Origin of the sequence: Modestobacter sp. VKM Ac-2982 (assembly GCF_026967935.1) — a bacterium.
Classification (GTDB): Bacteria; Actinomycetota; Actinomycetes; order Mycobacteriales; family Geodermatophilaceae; genus Modestobacter.
Genome location: NZ_JAPVBL010000003.1, coordinates 638,703 through 654,117 on the forward strand (window position 1 = coordinate 638,703; position 15,415 = coordinate 654,117).

Annotated in this window: 18 protein-coding genes and 1 tRNA gene; 16 read left to right on the plus strand and 3 right to left on the minus strand. The window is 73.3% G+C overall.

What is annotated here, in order from left to right; translation table 11 throughout:
* Positions 1–294: 294 nt before the first annotated feature.
* The 5 genes from O2W20_RS13640 (at position 295) to O2W20_RS13660 (ending at position 4,282) form a co-directional block, all read left to right on the plus strand.
* Positions 295–1,554, plus strand: a complete 1,260-nt coding sequence (locus O2W20_RS13640) for a quaternary amine ABC transporter ATP-binding protein (protein ID WP_269172087.1) — start codon at positions 295–297, stop codon at positions 1,552–1,554.
* Positions 1,547–2,545 (plus strand): ABC transporter permease, encoded by a 999-nt coding sequence (locus tag O2W20_RS13645; RefSeq protein ID WP_269172086.1) that lies wholly within the window; start codon positions 1,547–1,549, stop codon positions 2,543–2,545. The genes O2W20_RS13640 and O2W20_RS13645 overlap by 8 nt, the downstream gene beginning before the upstream one ends.
* 99 nt (positions 2,546–2,644) lie before the next feature.
* Positions 2,645–3,571 (plus strand): glycine betaine ABC transporter substrate-binding protein, encoded by a 927-nt coding sequence (locus tag O2W20_RS13650; RefSeq protein WP_269172085.1) that lies wholly within the window; start codon positions 2,645–2,647, stop codon positions 3,569–3,571.
* Positions 3,572–3,720: 149 nt separating this feature from the next.
* Positions 3,721–3,796, plus strand: a tRNA-Arg gene (locus O2W20_RS13655).
* A 153-nt stretch (positions 3,797–3,949) separates the two neighbouring features.
* Positions 3,950–4,282 carry a thioredoxin family protein gene (locus O2W20_RS13660; RefSeq protein ID WP_269172084.1) on the plus strand — a complete coding sequence of 111 codons (333 nt, stop codon included), beginning with the start codon at positions 3,950–3,952 and terminating at the stop codon, positions 4,280–4,282.
* A gap of 450 nt (positions 4,283–4,732) precedes the next feature.
* Here O2W20_RS13660 and O2W20_RS13665 read toward each other — a convergent pair whose 3' ends face one another.
* Both O2W20_RS13665 and O2W20_RS13670 read right to left on the minus strand, forming a co-directional pair.
* Positions 4,733–5,395 (minus strand): potassium channel family protein, encoded by a 663-nt coding sequence (locus O2W20_RS13665; protein ID WP_269172083.1) that lies wholly within the window; start codon positions 5,393–5,395, stop codon positions 4,733–4,735.
* Positions 5,388–6,758 (minus strand): TrkH family potassium uptake protein, encoded by a 1,371-nt coding sequence (locus tag O2W20_RS13670; protein WP_269172082.1) that lies wholly within the window; start codon positions 6,756–6,758, stop codon positions 5,388–5,390. The genes O2W20_RS13665 and O2W20_RS13670 overlap by 8 nt, the downstream gene beginning before the upstream one ends.
* A 142-nt stretch (positions 6,759–6,900) precedes the next feature.
* Between O2W20_RS13670 and O2W20_RS13675 the strand changes: the two genes are divergently transcribed.
* The 11 genes from O2W20_RS13675 to O2W20_RS13725 all read left to right on the plus strand — a co-directional run bounded on the left by O2W20_RS13675 (position 6,901) and on the right by O2W20_RS13725 (position 14,245).
* Positions 6,901–7,344, plus strand: coding sequence for a hypothetical protein (locus tag O2W20_RS13675; protein ID WP_269172081.1), 444 nt, complete (start codon positions 6,901–6,903; stop codon positions 7,342–7,344).
* Positions 7,345–7,398: 54 nt separating this feature from the next.
* Entirely contained in the window at positions 7,399–7,695 is a 297-nt protein-coding gene (locus tag O2W20_RS13680) for a hypothetical protein (protein ID WP_269172080.1), read from the plus strand.
* A gap of 44 nt (positions 7,696–7,739) precedes the next feature.
* Complete coding sequence (locus tag O2W20_RS13685; RefSeq protein WP_269172079.1) at positions 7,740–8,105, plus strand: ArsR/SmtB family transcription factor; 366 nt, start codon at positions 7,740–7,742, stop codon at positions 8,103–8,105.
* Complete coding sequence (locus O2W20_RS13690; RefSeq protein ID WP_269172078.1) at positions 8,102–8,584, plus strand: SRPBCC family protein; 483 nt, start codon at positions 8,102–8,104, stop codon at positions 8,582–8,584. The genes O2W20_RS13685 and O2W20_RS13690 overlap by 4 nt, the downstream gene beginning before the upstream one ends.
* Before the next feature lie 135 nt (positions 8,585–8,719).
* Positions 8,720–9,769, plus strand: coding sequence for an ABC transporter substrate-binding protein (locus O2W20_RS13695; protein WP_269172077.1), 1,050 nt, complete (start codon positions 8,720–8,722; stop codon positions 9,767–9,769).
* A gap of 5 nt (positions 9,770–9,774) precedes the next feature.
* Positions 9,775–10,842, plus strand: coding sequence for a FecCD family ABC transporter permease (locus tag O2W20_RS13700; RefSeq protein WP_269172076.1), 1,068 nt, complete (start codon positions 9,775–9,777; stop codon positions 10,840–10,842).
* Entirely contained in the window at positions 10,839–11,654 is an 816-nt protein-coding gene (locus O2W20_RS13705; RefSeq protein WP_269172075.1) for an ABC transporter ATP-binding protein, read from the plus strand. Before O2W20_RS13700 ends, O2W20_RS13705 begins: the two co-directional genes overlap by 4 nt.
* Positions 11,655–11,765: 111 nt before the next feature.
* The gene (locus O2W20_RS13710; protein WP_269172074.1) at positions 11,766–12,476 is read left to right on the plus strand and encodes a response regulator transcription factor; all 711 of its coding nucleotides are present in this window, start codon (positions 11,766–11,768) and stop codon (positions 12,474–12,476) included.
* A gap of 57 nt (positions 12,477–12,533) precedes the next feature.
* Positions 12,534–13,355, plus strand: a complete 822-nt coding sequence (locus O2W20_RS13715; RefSeq protein WP_269172073.1) for a sulfotransferase family protein — start codon at positions 12,534–12,536, stop codon at positions 13,353–13,355.
* Between the two features lie 39 nt (positions 13,356–13,394).
* Complete coding sequence (locus O2W20_RS13720) at positions 13,395–13,775, plus strand: hypothetical protein (protein ID WP_269172072.1); 381 nt, start codon at positions 13,395–13,397, stop codon at positions 13,773–13,775.
* A gap of 23 nt (positions 13,776–13,798) precedes the next feature.
* On the plus strand, positions 13,799–14,245 hold the full coding sequence (locus O2W20_RS13725; protein ID WP_269172071.1) for an SRPBCC family protein: 447 nt from the start codon (positions 13,799–13,801) through the stop codon (positions 14,243–14,245).
* Between the two features lie 13 nt (positions 14,246–14,258).
* Here O2W20_RS13725 and O2W20_RS13730 read toward each other — a convergent pair whose 3' ends face one another.
* Positions 14,259–15,266: an ion channel gene (locus tag O2W20_RS13730; RefSeq protein WP_269172070.1), complete on the minus strand. Its 1,008-nt coding sequence runs from the start codon at positions 15,264–15,266 to the stop codon at positions 14,259–14,261.
* Positions 15,267–15,415 lie beyond the last annotated feature (149 nt).

Consider the following 15,415-nt stretch of genomic DNA (forward strand, 5'->3'; position numbering starts at 1 on the left):
TGCCGGATGGCCTGGAAGTGTCATTTGTGTCCATCAATTGCTGTTAGCGTCCTGCTCTGAGATGGGAGCGGGCCTGCCCGCCCCACCCCGGCTCGCTGACCGGCGCACCGCGACGTGCGTGCCGACGCCCCAGCGTCGTGGCCGGCGAGCTGCACCCGCGCCGCATGGCGTCCGCCCGAGGGGTGGTTCGCCCGGTGGCACGACACGGACAGGTGACGAGCGCTCCGCGGAGCTGCGCGCCCCTGTTCGTCGTGCCGTCAGGCCGGGGTCCTGTCCGCCGACGAGAGGTTGCCCGTGCCCGCAGTACATGCCGAGGGGTTGTTCAAGGTCTTCGGCCGGCGGACCGCCGAGGCGGTCGACCGGCTCCGGGACGGCGCCTCCGTGGCGGACGTGCGGGAGCGCGGCGCGACGCCGGCTGTCATCGACGTCAGCCTCACCGTCGAGCCGGGCGAGATCTTCGTGGTCATGGGGCTGTCCGGTTCGGGCAAGTCGACGCTGCTGCGGATGCTCAACGGGCTGCTGGAGGTCACTGCCGGCACCGTGCGCGTGGGCGACGCCGAGCTGACCGCACTGGACGACAAGGCGCTGCGCCGGCTCCGGCAGGAGCAGATGAGCATGGTGTTCCAGCACTTCGCGCTCTTCCCGCACCGCAGCGTGCTGGACAACGCCGCCTACGCCCTCGAGGTGCGCGGCGTCGACCGCGCCACCCGCCGGGCCAAGGCACAGGAGGCCCTTGCGCTGGTCGGGCTCGACCAGTGGGCCGACCAGAAGCCCGGGCAGCTCTCCGGCGGCATGAAGCAGCGGGTCGGCCTGGCCCGCGCGCTCGCCGCCGACACCGACCTGCTGCTCATGGACGAGGCGTTCAGCGCGCTGGACCCGTTGATCCGCCGCGAGATGCAGGACCAGCTGCTGGAGCTGCAGGCCTCACTGGGCAAGACGATCGTCTTCATCACCCACGACCTCAACGAGGCCATGCGCCTCGGTGACCGGATCGCGATCATGCGCGACGGGCGGATCGTGCAGATCGGCACGCCCGACCAGATCCTCGAGGACCCCGCCGACGACTACGTGCGGCAGTTCCTCGCCGACGTCGACCGTGGGCGGGTGTTCACCGCGCGGCACGTGATGGTCGAGGCCCCCACTCTGGTCGCGCCGACGGCTGCCCCCGCACACGTGCTCCAGACGATGCAGGCACACCGCACCGGTTCCGTCCTCGTCGGGGACGGCGACGGACGGGTGGCCGGGGTGGCCACCGAGGACGCTGTCCGGACCGCCGTCGCGACCGGGGCACCGTCGCTGGCCGGGGTCGCCCTGCTGCCCCCGGTCGACGTCCGGGCGACCACGACGCTGAGCGACCTGCTCGCCCCCGCCGCCCAGGACGAGGTGCCGGTGACCGTCGTGGACGACGACGGCCGGCTGCTGGGGGTGGTGCCCCGCGGGGCGGTCCTGGCTGCCCTGGGGGGCGTCCCGCGCCCCGCGCCGTCCGCTGCACCCGCACCGGCCGACCCGGTGGGCGCCTCCGCCGTGGCGACGAAGGAGACCATCCGTGGCTGACACCGTGTTCCGGGCCGCCGAGGACGGCGCCCTGCCGCAGATCCCGGTGGGCGACTGGATCGACTCCGGCTTCGACTGGGTCACCGAGAACTTCTCCCCGGTCTTCGACGTGATCAGCGCCGGGACCGAGACCGGCGTGGAGGGCCTGCGTGACGCGCTGCTCTTCCCCCCGTCGATCCTGCTGGCCGTGGTGCTGGCCGTGCTCGGTGGCGTCGTGCGGTCGGTGCGCTTCGCCGTCGTCTCGCTGCTCGGCCTGCTGCTGCTGATCAGCATGCGGATGTGGGAGCCGGCCATGGCCACGCTGGCACTGGTCCTCGTGTCCGCGGTCATCGCGGTGGCGATCGGCATCCCGATCGGGGTGTCGGCCGCCAAGAGCGACCGGGTCAGCGCCGTCCTCCGACCGGTGCTCGACTTCATGCAGACGATGCCGGCCTTCGTCTACCTCGTGCCGGCGGTGACGTTCTTCGGCATCGGCCTCGTCCCGGGTGTCGTGACCACGATCATCTTCGCGATGCCGCCGGCCATCCGGCTCACCGAGCTGGGCATCCGGCAGGTCGACCCGGAGCTGGTGGAGGCCGGGCACGCCTTCGGCAGCCCGCCCGGGAAGATCCTGCGCGGCATCCAGCTGCCGCTCGCCCTGCCGACGATCATGGCCGGGGTCAACCAGGTGATCATGCTTGCGCTGTCCATGGCGGTCATCGCCGGGCTGATCGGCGCGGCCGGGCTGGGTGGCGTCGTCGTCACCAGCATCTCCCGGCTGGACGTCGGGCTGGGCTTCGAGGGCGGCCTGTCGGTCGTCATCCTCGCCATCTACCTCGACCGGTTGACCAGCGCGTTCGGCCAGCAGCGCGGTCGCCTCGGCGGGATCCCGAGCTTCCTCAGCCGCGGCGGCACGGTCGGCAAGGCCGGCCTGGGCGCCAGCAGCCGGTCCGCCGATGCGGTCACGCCCGTCGGGACCGACCAGAACTCACCGAACCGACCTGCCCGGTAGCCGACCGGCGCGGCCCTCCCGGGCCGTCGCCGCGGAGCCGGAGCACCAACGGTGCGCGGGGCAGTCGACCGCCACCAGATGTAGGAGAGGAACGACCGCATGAACAAGCACCTGACCACCCGAGGCGCACGCCTGGCCGCCGGCCTCGCCGCCGTCGCACTGACCGCCACCGCCTGCGGTGGGGACGCCGAGGAGGACACCACCGCCGCCGGTGGGACGTCGGCCGGCGGCGACTGCGAAACCGTCAACCTGGGCTTCATCCCGTCCTGGACCGACGGCCTGAGCATGGCCCACCTGTGGGACGGCGTCCTCGCCGAGAAGGGCGTCGAGGTCGAGATGACCGAGATCTCCGAGGCGGCTCCGCTGTACGCCGGCCTGGCCGGGGGCGACGTCGACGTCTACCCGTCCGCCTGGTCCGAGGTCACCCACGCGGCCTACATGGAGGAGTACGGCGACCAGCTCGAGGACCTCGGCGCCTGGTACGAGGGCGCCAAGCTGACCTTCGCCGTCCCGGAGTACACCGACATCGAGTCGATCGCCGACCTGGCCGGCAAGGCCGAGATGTTCGACGGCCGGATCGTCGGGATCGAGCCCGGTGCGGGCCTCACGGCCACCACCAAGGACAGCGTCATGCCGACCTACGGGCTGGAGGAGGACTACACGCTGGTCGAGTCCTCCACCACCGCGATGCTGGCCGAGCTGCAGGCGGCGACCGACGCCAACGAGGACATCGTCGTCACCCTGTGGCGCCCGTTCTGGGCCAACAGCGAGTTCCCGGTCAAGGACCTCGCCGACCCGGAAGGCGCCCTGGGCGACTCCGAGGGCCTGCACACGCTGGCTCGTGAGGGCTTCGCGGCCGACTGCGCCGACGTGGCGTCGATGATGGAGAACGCGACCCTCACCGACGAGCAGTACGGCTCGCTGGAGAACATGGTCGTCAACGAGTACGGCGAGGGCCGGTACGACGAGGCCGTCGACGCGTGGCTCGAGGCGAACCCGGACTTCATGGAGTCCCTGCAGAGCTGATCCGGCTCTGCGGCGCTCGCTGAGCGAGCGGCGCACCGACCCCAGGGGCCCGACGGCGCGTGCCGTCGGGCCCCTGGGTCGTCCGATACCCTCTCGTCGGCAACCGGGCCCGCGCAGCGGCCCGGTGGCGGTGCAGCCGCACCGCCGCGGCCCCCGTAGCTCAGGGGATAGAGCATCGGTTTCCTAAACCGTGTGCCGCAGGTTCGAATCCTGCCGGGGGCACCAAGAAGCACCTGCTCAGACCTGGTGTTCACGCCGAGTGATCGGAACGACGGCCGGATCTGGACTCGACTTGGGCACGCGAGTCCCGCGGGCGGCGGCATCGAGACGGTCGGCGACGGCTGCTTCGGTTGAGCGGTGCAGGCTAGGTTCCGCCGCATGGACGTCGCCCTGCTCTACTTCGACGGCTGCCCCAACTGGACGGTGGCGGACGCACGTCTCCGCGACGCGCTCGCGGAGATCGGGTGCGGCGAGGTCCAGGTCGAGCACCGCGTCGTCAGCACGCCCGAAGAAGCGGAAGCGGCAGAGTTCCGAGGTTCTCCGACCGTGCTGGTGAACGGGCAGGACCCCTTCCTGGACCGGGACAGCCCCGTCGGGCTGTCCTGCCGGGTGTACCGGACAGCGGACGGCCTCGCTGGCTCACCGACCGTCCGCCAACTGATCGGAGTGCTCCGTGAAGCTGTCAGGTCGTCGCTCGACTCCCGCGGCTGACGAAACGGTGACCTGTGGCTGCTGCCAACGGGAGCGCCCGTCGAGGGCAGCCCATGAGCTCGGTGGCACGCCCGGGGTGTACATCTGCCGGACGTGCGCCGCCTGGGTCGTCGGGAGAACGCTGCGCGGCAAGCGCCAACTCCACTGGCCGCTCGCGCCCGGGCGCGACCCCCTCCGGGGGCGGCGACGCCGGACGCCGGACGCCCGCCCCGGCTGACGGCGAGCCGACCGCCGTCTGGAGCTGGACGGCCCGGCTGCTCGGCCGTCTCGTTGCAGACCGACTCCGTGGGCGCGACCTTGGCGCGCGACGGCAAGCGCCGAGGACGACTGCCGACAGCCAGACGCCAGGTAGAGGCCCTGGCTGGCGCCTCCCTGCCGGTTGCGGAACCGCCTGCAGCGCTTTCCCCAACCGTGTGCCGCAGGTTCGGGTCCTGCCGGGGCACCAGCTGGTCACTGCAGTTCGACGAAGCGCTCCACGTGGGCCGGCCGGCCGGCGATGACGATCTCGGCGCCGTAGGTCAGCACGGTGTCGTAGTCGGCGTGGGTGTAGCTCGCCGTGTTCTCCGGCTTCACCGACACCACCGTGACGTGGTGCTTCTTCCGCAGGCCGGTCTGGCCGAGCGGGACGCCGACGATCTCCCTCGGCGGCTTGGTCTTGGCGAACACCCACTGCGGGTCCAGCTCCACCCAGTCCAGCAGCCGGCCGGCGACCAGGTGCGCGATGCGCTCGCCCATCTCCTGCTCGGGGAAGACCACGTGGTGGGCGCCGATGCGGCTCAGGATGGTCGCCTGCTGCCGGGTCACGGCCTTGGCCCAGATGGTGGGGATCTCGAGCTCGGACAGCAGCGCGGTGGTGAGGATGCTCGCCTCGAGGTGGCCGCCGATGGCCACGACGACGCGGCTGAAGTCGGCGATGCCGATCTCGCTCAGCGCGTCCGCGTCGGTGGTGTCGGCGATGACGACCTGGCCCAGCTGTCCGGACAGCCGCTGGACGATGTCGGGCCGGTTGTCCACGGCGAGCACCTCGGTGCCACCGCGGGCCAGTTCCAGGGCGAGTGCGGTGCCGAATCGGCCCAGGCCGAGCACGGCGACGGGGTCCTTGTGGCTAGCCAACGATGGTCCTCTCCTCGGGGAGCTGGTGCCGGCGGGCGCGGTCGCGGAGCGCGAGCCCGGACGCCAGGGTGAGCGGGCCGATCCGGCCGACGTACATGAGCAGCACGAGCAGGAGCTGCCCGGCTGCGGGGACGTCGGCGGTGATGCCGGTGGACAGGCCGACGGTGGAGAACGCGGAGACGACCTCGAACAGCACCTGGTCGAAGGTGAAGTCGGTCAGCGCCTCCAGCACGAAGGTGGAGACGGCGACAACGCCGATGCCGAGCAGTGCGACCGCCAGCGCCTGGCGCTGGTTGGTGCTCGGCACCCGGCGACGGCCGACCTCGACATCAGGGTCACCGCGCATCTCCGCCCACAGGACGTAGGCCAGCAGGCCGAAGGTGGTCACCTTGATGCCGCCGGCCGTGCCGGCGCTGCCGCCGCCGATGAACATCAGGGCGTCGGTGAGCAGCAGCGTCTCGGGCTGGTAGGCGGCGATGTCGAGGTTGTTGAACCCGGCCGTGCGCGGCATCACCGCCGCGGTGAACGCAGCCAGCACGGTCGCCCCGGCGCTCAGCGGACCCAGGGTGCCCGGGTTGCCGGCCTCGGCGAGCAGGAACAGCAGGGTCCCGCCGACGAGCAGGACGACGGTGACGATGACGGTGATCCGGGTGAGCACCGACCAGTTCTTCGGCGTCCGCCACTCGCGGACCAGCTCGAAGACCACCGGGAAGCCCAGGCCGCCGGTGATGACGGCGACGCAGATCGTCAAGCTGATCCACGGGTCGGCCACGTACGGGATCAGGTTGGCGGGGTCGAGCCCGAACCCGGCGTTGTTGAACGCCGAGATGGCGTGGAACACGCCCTGGTAGGCGGCCGTCGCCGGCGGCTGGTCGTAGCCGGTCGCGAACCGGATCCCGAGCACGACGGCGACCACGGCCTCGATGCCGAGGCTGAAGAGCACCACCCGACGGATGACCCGGCGGACGTCCGCGGCGGAGAGCGCCTTGGTCTCCGCCTGGGCGATCAGCCGGGCCCGCAACCCCAGCCGGCGCGACAGCACGAGCGCGACCAGGGTGGCCAGCGTCATGATCCCGAGGCCGCCGGCCTGGATGAGCAGCAGGATCACGCCCTGGCCGAACCCCGACCAGTAGGTGCCGGTGTCCACGGTGACCAGCCCGGTGACGCAGACCGCGGACGTGGCGTGGAAGAGCGCCGTGAGGAGGTCGGCGCGCCCGGGGCCGGCGACGGCCACGGGCAGCGACAGCAGCGCGGTGCCGATGGCGACCGCCACGGCGAAGGCACCGGCGATCACCCGCCCCGGGTGGTGGAACCCGCGGGCGGGGATCGAGCGGCCGGCCGGGTTGCGGATGCCCTGCGTCATCGCAGGTCCGTCGGGCGGACGCAGGCGCGGGCGGGCACCGCGACACCGTGCCACACCCGGTCGTCCCGGCAGCCCCGCTCCGTGCGGCCACGCCGACCCGCCGGTCGCATCGCTCGCCACCGCACCGGCGACACTGGGGGGCATGACCGCTGCTGATCCCGGGCCGCGGGCCGGCCGGACCCCCAGGCCCCTGAGCGGCGACGCGCGTGACCTGCTCGACGCGCTGCCCGCCCACGACTTCCTCGGCGTCGCCGAACTGCGTACCCAGGTGGGGAGGGCCACCGCCACGGCGGGCTGCCGCTGCGGGTGCGGGACCCTCGACCTGCAGGTGCCCGACGACGTGCCGGCCGCGCCGGCCAGCGGGCCGGCGCCGGTCGAGGGAACGGTCGTCGGTGCCGACGGGGCCCCCGTGGGCGGAGTGCTGCTGTTCGTCGAGGACGGCCGGCTGAGCCGGTTGGACGTCACCTCCCACGGTGACCCGCTCCCGCTGCCCTCCCCGGACCGGGTCACCTGGGGTCCCACCCGCTGGGCACGCGAGGACACGGTGCGGCGGCCCGCCCGGTTCCGTCGGGGCCAGCCGGGCTGACGACACGGCGAGCCGCCCGTGTCGCCCGCCTCTGCGACGGGTAGCGGGCGCCGCATGGGATCGCGCAGCGCGGCGGTCGCAGCCGCCGACCAGTGGACCGACCCTGACGACGGCGTCCGGTACCCCGCCGGCGAGGTGCACGCGTGGTCGCCGGGGCACAACGAGACCGTGTGCGGGCTCTCCCTCAGCAGGTCGCGGCTGACCCGGTTCCCGCACGTCACCTGGGGCGACGTGCAGCCCGAGTCCGGCCGGCACGCGGAGGGCGTGCAGGCCGTCTGCCGACGCTGCCGTGCGGCTCAGGGCGCCCGCCGGGACGAGCGCGGCTGGACCCGGACGAACCCCCGCCCCTGAGCGGAGGCCTTGACCGAGCCAACCGTAAGTCGTAGCTTACGTTCGTGGCTGCTCACCAAGAACGCGACGGGTGGGAGGCGCTGGGTGACCCCACCCGGCGCGCCATCGTCGCGTCGCTGGCCGAGCGGCCGCAGGCCGTGGGGGAGCTCGCCGACGAGCTGCCGATCAGCCGTCCGGCGGTCTCCCAGCACCTGAAGGTCCTCAAGGACGCCGGACTGGTCATCGACCGCGCAGCCGGCACGCGCCGGGTCTACCGGCTCAGCCCCGAGGGCCTCGGCGCCCTGCGGGACCAGCTCGACACGTTCTGGCGCCGCGCGCTGGACGGCTATCAGGACGTCGCTGAGCAGGGCGTCGCAGGACAGGACGTCGTGCACGACCCCGATGGACACCCGACGCAGGAGGACTCATGACCGAGACAGCCGCCCTCGTGGTCCGCAGGCAGATCGTCGTCCAGGCCCCGATCGACCGGGCCTTCGCGACGTTCACCGAGCGGCTCGGCGACTTCAAGCCACCGGAGCACAACCTGCTCGCCGTCCCCATCGCCGAGACCGTGTTCGACCCGTTCGTCGGCGGCCACGTCACCGACCGGGGCGTCGACGGCAGCGAGTGCAGCTGGGCGCGGGTCCTGGCCTTCGACCCGCCCGACCGCGTCGTCTTCAGCTGGGACATCAGCCCGCAGTGGCAGGTGGAGACGGACCCCGAGCACACCAGTGAGGTCGAGGTGCGCTTCCTCGCCGAGGGGCCGGAGCGCACCCGACTGGAGCTGGAGCACCGCCACCTCGACCGGCACGGCGACGGCTGGGAGGCCGTCCGCGACGGGGTCGCCGACGACGCCGGCTGGCCGCTGTACCTGGCGCGGTACGCGGACCTGGTCTCCCACGGCAGCTGATGCAGCCGGGGTCGGGTCTCCGATGGGCTGCGGGTAAGTTAGGCAAGCCTCAGCACGCCTCCGGTGTGTGCCCGGCCCACTGACGGCACGTCAGACCGCGGCCGCGTACCCGGACCCATCGACAGGGACCCCAGCATGCGCACGTCCTCCGGCCGGGTGGGCCGCACCGCCACCGCCATCGCCGCCGCCCTGGCTCTCGCCGCCTGTGGTGCCTCCGAACCGGTCCCCGAGGCCGAGGTCGCGAGCGGGGGCGAGAACGCCACCGCCTACCCGCTGGTGGTCGACAACTGCGGCGAGTCGATGACGTTCGAGGCCGCGCCGCAGCGGGTCGTCTCGCTCGACCAGGGCTCGACGGAGATCCTGCTCGCGCTCGGCCTGGGCGACCGGGTGGTCGGCACCGCGTCCTGGACCGACCCGGTCCTGCCCGAGCTCGCCGAGGCCAACGCCTCGGTGCCGCGGCTGGCCGACAACGCGCCCAGCTACGAGGTCCTGCTCGGCGCCGATCCCGACTTCGTGACCGCCTCCTTCGCCCGGCACTACCGCACCGGTGGCGTGGTCGAGCGGGCGCGGCTGGCGGAGACCGGCGTCGACGCCTACCTGTCGCCGGCCGACTGCGAGGGTGAGCTGCTCATCAACGGAGGCGGCACCCGCACCCGGCCGCTGGAGATCGACTCCGTCTACCAGGAGATCCGGGAGCTGGCGGAGATCTTCGACGTCTCCTCCCGTGGGGACGAGCTCATCGCCGACCTGCAGGAGCGCGCGGACGCCGCGACCGACCGGATCGAGGCGAGCGACCGCACGATCGCCTTCTGGTTCGCCGACACCAAGTCCCCTTACGTGGCCGGGGGCCTCGGCGGGGCGAACCTGCTGGCCACCACGGTGGGTGCGGAGAACGTCTTCGCGGACCTGGACGACGACTGGACCGCGGTCGGGTGGGAGACCGTGGTCGAGCGGGACCCGGACGTGCTGGTCCTGGGAGACCTGCAGCGCGACCGGTTCCCCGGTGACCGGCTGGCGGACAAGGAGGCGTTCCTCGCCTCCGACCCGCTGACCAGCACGATGCAGGCCGTCCAGGAGGAGGACTACATCGCGCTGCACGGTGCCGAGATGAACCCCTCGATCCGCTTCGTCGACGCGCTGGAGAAGCTGGCCGACGGCCTGGACGAGATCGGGCAGGCACCCTGACCGCCGTGACCACCCCCGTCACGGACGGGGCTCGGAGCGCGTCCGGGACGTCGCCCCGGAGCACGCTCCGGGTGGTGCTGCTGCTCGCCGGCGGGCTCGTCGCGGTGGCCCTGTCGGTGGGTGCCGCGATCACGCTCGGGCCGGCGGACGTCTCCCTGGTGAACGTCCGTGACGTGCTGCTCAACCACCTCGGGCTCGCCGACATCCCGGTCCGGGTGGTGAAGGACGCGATCGTCTGGGAGGAGCGGCTGCCACGCGCGCTCACCGCGGCGGCGGCCGGCGCCGGCCTGGGCATCTGCGGCGCGGTGATGCAGTCCCTGCTGCGCAACCCGCTGGCCGACCCGTTCCTGCTGGGGATCTCCTCCGGCGCCTCCACCGGCGCGGTGGTGATCGGCGTCCTCGGGGTCGGCGGGTCCGTGCTCGGCCTCTCCGGCGGGGCCTTCATCGGTGCGCTGCTGGCCTTCGCCCTGGTCATGCTGCTGGCCCGGCTGGCCGGCGGCGGCACCGACCGGGTGATCCTGGCGGGCGTGGCGAGCACCCAGCTGTTCTCCGCACTGACCTCCTTCGTGATCTTCGCCTTCGCCGACGCCGACGAGACCCGCGGCGTCATGTTCTGGCTGCTGGGGTCGTTGGAGGGCGTGCGCTGGGACGACGTGGCGCTGTGCGCCGTCGTCGTCGCCGTGGGCATCGCGGTGTGCCTGGCCTACGCCCACGCGCTGGACGCCTTCTCCTTCGGCGACGAGATCGCCGCCTCGCTGGGCATCGCCGTGGCCCGGGTGCGGCTGGGCCTGCTGGTGCTCACCGCGCTGATCACCGCCACCCTGGTGAGCGTCACCGGCGCCATCGGCTTCGTCGGCCTGGTCCTCCCGCACGCCGCCCGGTTCCTCTTCGGACCCCGGCATGCCGCGCTGATCCCGGCCACCGCGCTGATCGGCGCCGTCTTCATGGTGTGGGTCGACGCCGTCTCGCGGGTGGCGTTCCAGCCCACGCCGCTGCCGGTCGGGGTGGGGACGGCGCTGGTCGGGGTGCCGGCCTTCGTGCTGATCCTGGTGCGGAAGCGGCGGGCACCGTGACGCTGCGGGCGGAGCGGGTCGTGTGGCACCGCGGCGGCGCGCTCGTCGTCGACGACGTGACCCTGCGCCCGGCCCCGGGGACGACGATCGGCCTGCTGGGGCCGAACGGCTCGGGCAAGTCCTCGCTGCTGCGGCTGCTGGGCGGCACCGCCAAGCCGGACTCCGGGGTGGTCACCCTCGACGGTGCCGAGCTCCGCTCCCTCACCAGGCGCGACATCGCCCGGGCTGTGGCCGTGGTGAGCCAGCACGCCGACACCGACGTCGACATCCGCGTCCGGGACGTGGTGCGGCTCGGCCGGATCCCGCACCGCGGCTCGTTCGGCACCGCCTCGGCGACCCGCGACGTGGAGGCCGTGGCCGAGGCGCTGCGGCACACCGGGCTGACCGACAAGGCCGACCAGCGCTGGGACACCCTCTCGGGGGGCGAGCGGCAGCGCGCCCACATCGCCCGGGCGCTCGCCCAGGAGCCGCGCGAGCTGCTGCTGGACGAGCCGACCAACCACCTGGACATCCGCCACCAGCTGGAGCTGCTGTCGCTGGTCGCGCGGCTGCCCGTCACCAGCGTCATCGCCCTGCACGACCTCAACCTGGCAGCCACCTTCTGCGACGAGGTGATCGTCCTGGAGCGCGGCCGGGCGGTGGCCGGCGGGACGCCGCGGGAGGTGCTCACCGCGGAGCTCATCGCCCGGGTGTACGGCGTCCGGGCCCGGGTGGGCGTGGACGAGCGAGGCCGGCTCACCGTGCTGTTCGAGCCCGGCCCGCTCGACGAGTCGGCCGAGCTGACCCCGGAGGACGCGCCCTGGCCGCGGTGACCCCGCGTCACCGCCCGGAGAAGTCTCTTCTGCAGAAGTGCTCAAGCAGTCCGTTCACCCGGTCGATCTACTGCTCGTCAGTCGATGACCCACAGTGAGCGGAGACCGAACGTGTCCACCCCGATGGCCAGCACGCCCCGCGGCGTCACCCGCGTCCTGATCCTCGCCGACGCCCCGGTCCTGCGCCGTGGGCTGGTCGGCATGATCAACGAGACCGCCGGCATGCAGGCGGTGGGCAGCCCGGGGGAGCCGCGTCGTGCGCTGACCCTGGCCGAGGCCGCCCGCCCCGACGCGGTGGTGGTGGAGCTGGGCACCGGCCGGGCGGCCACCCTGAACGCGGTGCGGGACCTGCGTCGCCGGTTCCCGCAGCTGGCCGTCGTCGCCCTGGCCACCTCGGAGGACCCGGGTGTGGTGAACGAGGCGCTGGCGGCCGGGGTGCGTGGCTACCTGCTGATGAACACCTCCCCGACGCTGCTGGGCTGGGCGGTGCTCGCTGCCCGGGCCGGGCGGACGGTGGTGGACCCGCAGATCCGTCGTGGTGAGGGGGCCGAGGCGCCGGTGTCGCGGGAGCTGACCCCGGAGGTGCCGTTGACCCGCCGGGAGTCCGATGTGCTGGACGAGTTGATCCAGGGGCAGTCGAACCGGGCGATCGGGAAGAACTTGTTCATCTCCGAGGACACGGTGAAGTCCCACGTGAAGGCGATCCTGCGCAAGCTGGGTGCCCGGGACCGGGCGCACGCGGTGTCCCTGGTGCTGTCGGCGCGCAACCCGGGCTGTTCCTGCGGGGCGCACCGGCTCACCGAGGCCACGGCCGACGTCTGACCGGAGACGCTCCAGGGTCCTCGAGCGGGGTGTCCGGGCCGGGGATAGGTTCCGGCGGTGCCTCCGACCGCCGTCGCCAGCCGGTTGTTCGTGGTGGGCTGCCCGCGGTCGGGCACCACGCTCCTGCAGTCCTTCCTGGCCGCCCACCCCGACGTCCACTCGTTCCCGGAGACGCACTTCTTCTACCGGCTGGAGGCGGTCGGCGACCGCCGCCGCCAGGGCCTGATCAGCCGTGAGCTCACCGCCGATCTCCCGCAGGTCGCCCGCTTCCTGGGCCGGCCGGAGCTGGCGTGGCCGGAGCCGGCGACGGTGCAGGCGACGGCCGAGGCGTTCGTGGCCGCCGCCGACGCGGTGACCGTGGCCGCGGGCGCGACGACCTGGGTGGAGAAGACCCCGGCCAACCTCTACGCCATCGACCTCATCGAGCGGCTGGTGCCTGGCGCGCGCTTCCTGCACATCGTCCGGGACGGCGCCGATGTCGCCGCCAGCCTGTGCTCGGTCGCCGCCGGCTGGGGGAGCTCCTACACGCCGGAGGAGGCGGTCGACCTCTGGGCGGAGTCGGTGGAGATCACCGCCGCCCACCACGGGCGCCCCGGTCATGCCGTGCTGAGCTACGCGGCACTCGCCGAGGACCCCGACCGGGCACTGGCCGCGGCGTGCGCCGTGGTCGGCCTCCCCTTCACCCCGGCGATGGTGACCGGGCGGGCCGCCGCCGCGCAGGGCCTGATCAAGGACTTCGAGGCGTGGAAGGGCGCCAACACCGGGCCGCTCCAGCACCGGCCGCGGGCCCGGTTCACCGAGGTGTTCGACGCCGCGACCCAGCGCCGGGTGGAGGCGCGGGTGGCCGAGGTCGTCGTCCCCGAGCTGCTGCCTGGTTGAGCCCCGGCCGGCGGGCGGATCCGGGACTACCGTTGCGACATGGTCGGGATCCTGGCGGCTGCGCTGCTGGTCCTCGTGCTGGCCGGGCTCGTGGCCTGGGCGATGTCGGTGCCGCAGACCACGGTGACCGGCCCGGACAGCTGGCGGTTGCCCGCACGCGACCGGGCCCGCCAGCAGTCGGCGATCGCCGCAGCCCGCTGGACGGCCGGCCACGACGAGGTCGACGGCGTCACCCGGGTGCTCCTGCAACGCACCTGCATCGGCCTGGACGGCCGGCCCGACGTGCTGGAGGAACGGGTCTTCGACAGCTTCCCGGCCCGTGACCCGCTGTGGGAGGCCCGCTTCACCGAGGCGATGGCCAACGCCCGGTTCCGCTGCCGGTACCTCAACGCCGAGGAGGGGCACCCGGAGCAGCCGTAGAGCCCGAGGCGGAGGATGGCGCCATGGGTCAGGTCGTCGCCACCGCAGAACACGTCGTACACGCACCGGCGGACGTCGTCCGCGCGGCGCTCGCCGACTACGAGGTCACCCGTCCGAAGGTGCTGCCGGAGCAGTACAGCCAGTACCGGGTCGACGCCGGCGGGCAGGGCGCGGGCACGAAGGTGCACTGGCGCCTGCAGGCCACCTCCAAGCGGGTGCGCGAGCAGGACGTCGTCGTCACCACCGGGCCCGACGGCGCCCTGGTGGAGAGCGACACGAACTCCTCCATGGTCACCACCTGGACCGTGCACCCGGCTGACGCCGGCGCGAGCACCGTGCGGTCCCGCACCACCTGGACCGGCGCGAGCGGGATCGGCGGCTTCTTCGAGCGCACCTTCGCGCCGAAGGGGTTGGCCCGCATCCAGGGCGCGATGCTGGAGCGGCTGGACCAGGAGCTCGCCGCCCGCTGAGCCGCCGGCGAGCTCAGGCCGCGCGGGTGCCGGGCCAGTCGTAGCTGGCCGCCGCGATCCGCCGGGACAGCTCGTCGCGCAGCTCGGCGCACGCCGCGGTCTGCTCGGCGAGCTGCGCTGCGTCCACCGCCAGGCCCTGTCGACCGGTCTCGCCGGCCTCCAGCTCCGGCGCCGGCGGAGCCTGCTCGCCCCCGACCGTGGGGGCGTGGGCCACGTACTGCTGCACGGCGGACAGCACCGACCGGCGCACCCCGGGCGGCAGCCGGTCGGCCGGGTCGGCCGCCGACGACAGCACCAGCACCGCGTCGAGCAGCACAGCGACCGCAGGCGCGGTGCCGAGTTCCGGTGTCCGCGGCCGGTAGGCGTGCAGCAGGGGATAGGCCCGGTGCTGCTGGGCCAGCGTCGTCAACGTCGAGGACAGCGACGACAGGGACACCACCGCCGGGACCGTGGTCCCCGGCACGGCCAGGCCCGCTGCCATCTCGGCGCCGGTGCGGCCGAAGCCGGTGACCTGGGAGGCGAAGCTGCGCTTGCCGACCACCGCGGAGATCACCGAGGTCAGGTACGAGACCCCGAGGGTGAGCAGCAGCATCCCGCTGAGCGCGGCGGCCACGGTGACCAGCTGGAAGCCAGCACCGGACGGCTGGTACGCACCGTTGCCGAGGGTCACGATGCTGTACCCGGCGAAGTAGAAGCGCTCCCAGACCGAGGCCGGTGCGCCACTGGACGAGCTGACCACCGCCTCCTCGTCGCCGAGGAGGACCAGCGACCAGCCCAGCCAGAGCAGGGTGAACCAGGCACTGACGGTCGCGGCGACGAGGAGCACGCCGGGGCCGCCCACCACGCGCATCGGCGCGGAGTCCGCCACGGCGGGCCGCCGGGCGATCCGCCACATCGCTCGGGTGATCAGCTGGGTCAGCGGGCCGGGACCGCTGGCCACCGCCAGCGTGGTCCGCGCCTCGTCGACCACGGCGAACGCGACGAGGGTCAGGCCGACGACGTCCCACCACCACCCGATCACCGGAGACCCGGCCGACGGTCGGTGGTGTGGTCGTGGACGCGAACCAGGACGGTGGCCTCCTCGGACGGGCCCCAGGGGGCAGCGGACGGTGTGCCACTGGGGTGACCTCGCAGGTCGCCGGCTACACACGGGAGCGTTCCGCGGGCTCG

Bases quoted from the DNA above. Each gene is read 5' to 3' on its own strand.
- O2W20_RS13720 (WP_269172072.1), top strand. From the start codon at position 13,395: ATGGTCGGGATCCTGGCGGCTGCGCTGCTGGTCCTCGTGCTGGCCGGG.
- O2W20_RS13650 (WP_269172085.1), top strand. From the start codon at position 2,645: ATGAACAAGCACCTGACCACCCGAGGCGCACGCCTGGCCGCCGGCCTC.
- O2W20_RS13725 (WP_269172071.1), top strand. From the start codon at position 13,799: ATGGGTCAGGTCGTCGCCACCGCAGAACACGTCGTACACGCACCGGCG.
- O2W20_RS13690 (WP_269172078.1), top strand. From the start codon at position 8,102: ATGACCGAGACAGCCGCCCTCGTGGTCCGCAGGCAGATCGTCGTCCAG.
- O2W20_RS13680 (WP_269172080.1), top strand. From the start codon at position 7,399: ATGGGATCGCGCAGCGCGGCGGTCGCAGCCGCCGACCAGTGGACCGAC.
- O2W20_RS13670 (WP_269172082.1), bottom strand. From the start codon at position 6,758: ATGACGCAGGGCATCCGCAACCCGGCCGGCCGCTCGATCCCCGCCCGC.
- O2W20_RS13695 (WP_269172077.1), top strand. From the start codon at position 8,720: ATGCGCACGTCCTCCGGCCGGGTGGGCCGCACCGCCACCGCCATCGCC.
- O2W20_RS13660 (WP_269172084.1), top strand. From the start codon at position 3,950: ATGGACGTCGCCCTGCTCTACTTCGACGGCTGCCCCAACTGGACGGTG.
- O2W20_RS13675 (WP_269172081.1), top strand. From the start codon at position 6,901: ATGACCGCTGCTGATCCCGGGCCGCGGGCCGGCCGGACCCCCAGGCCC.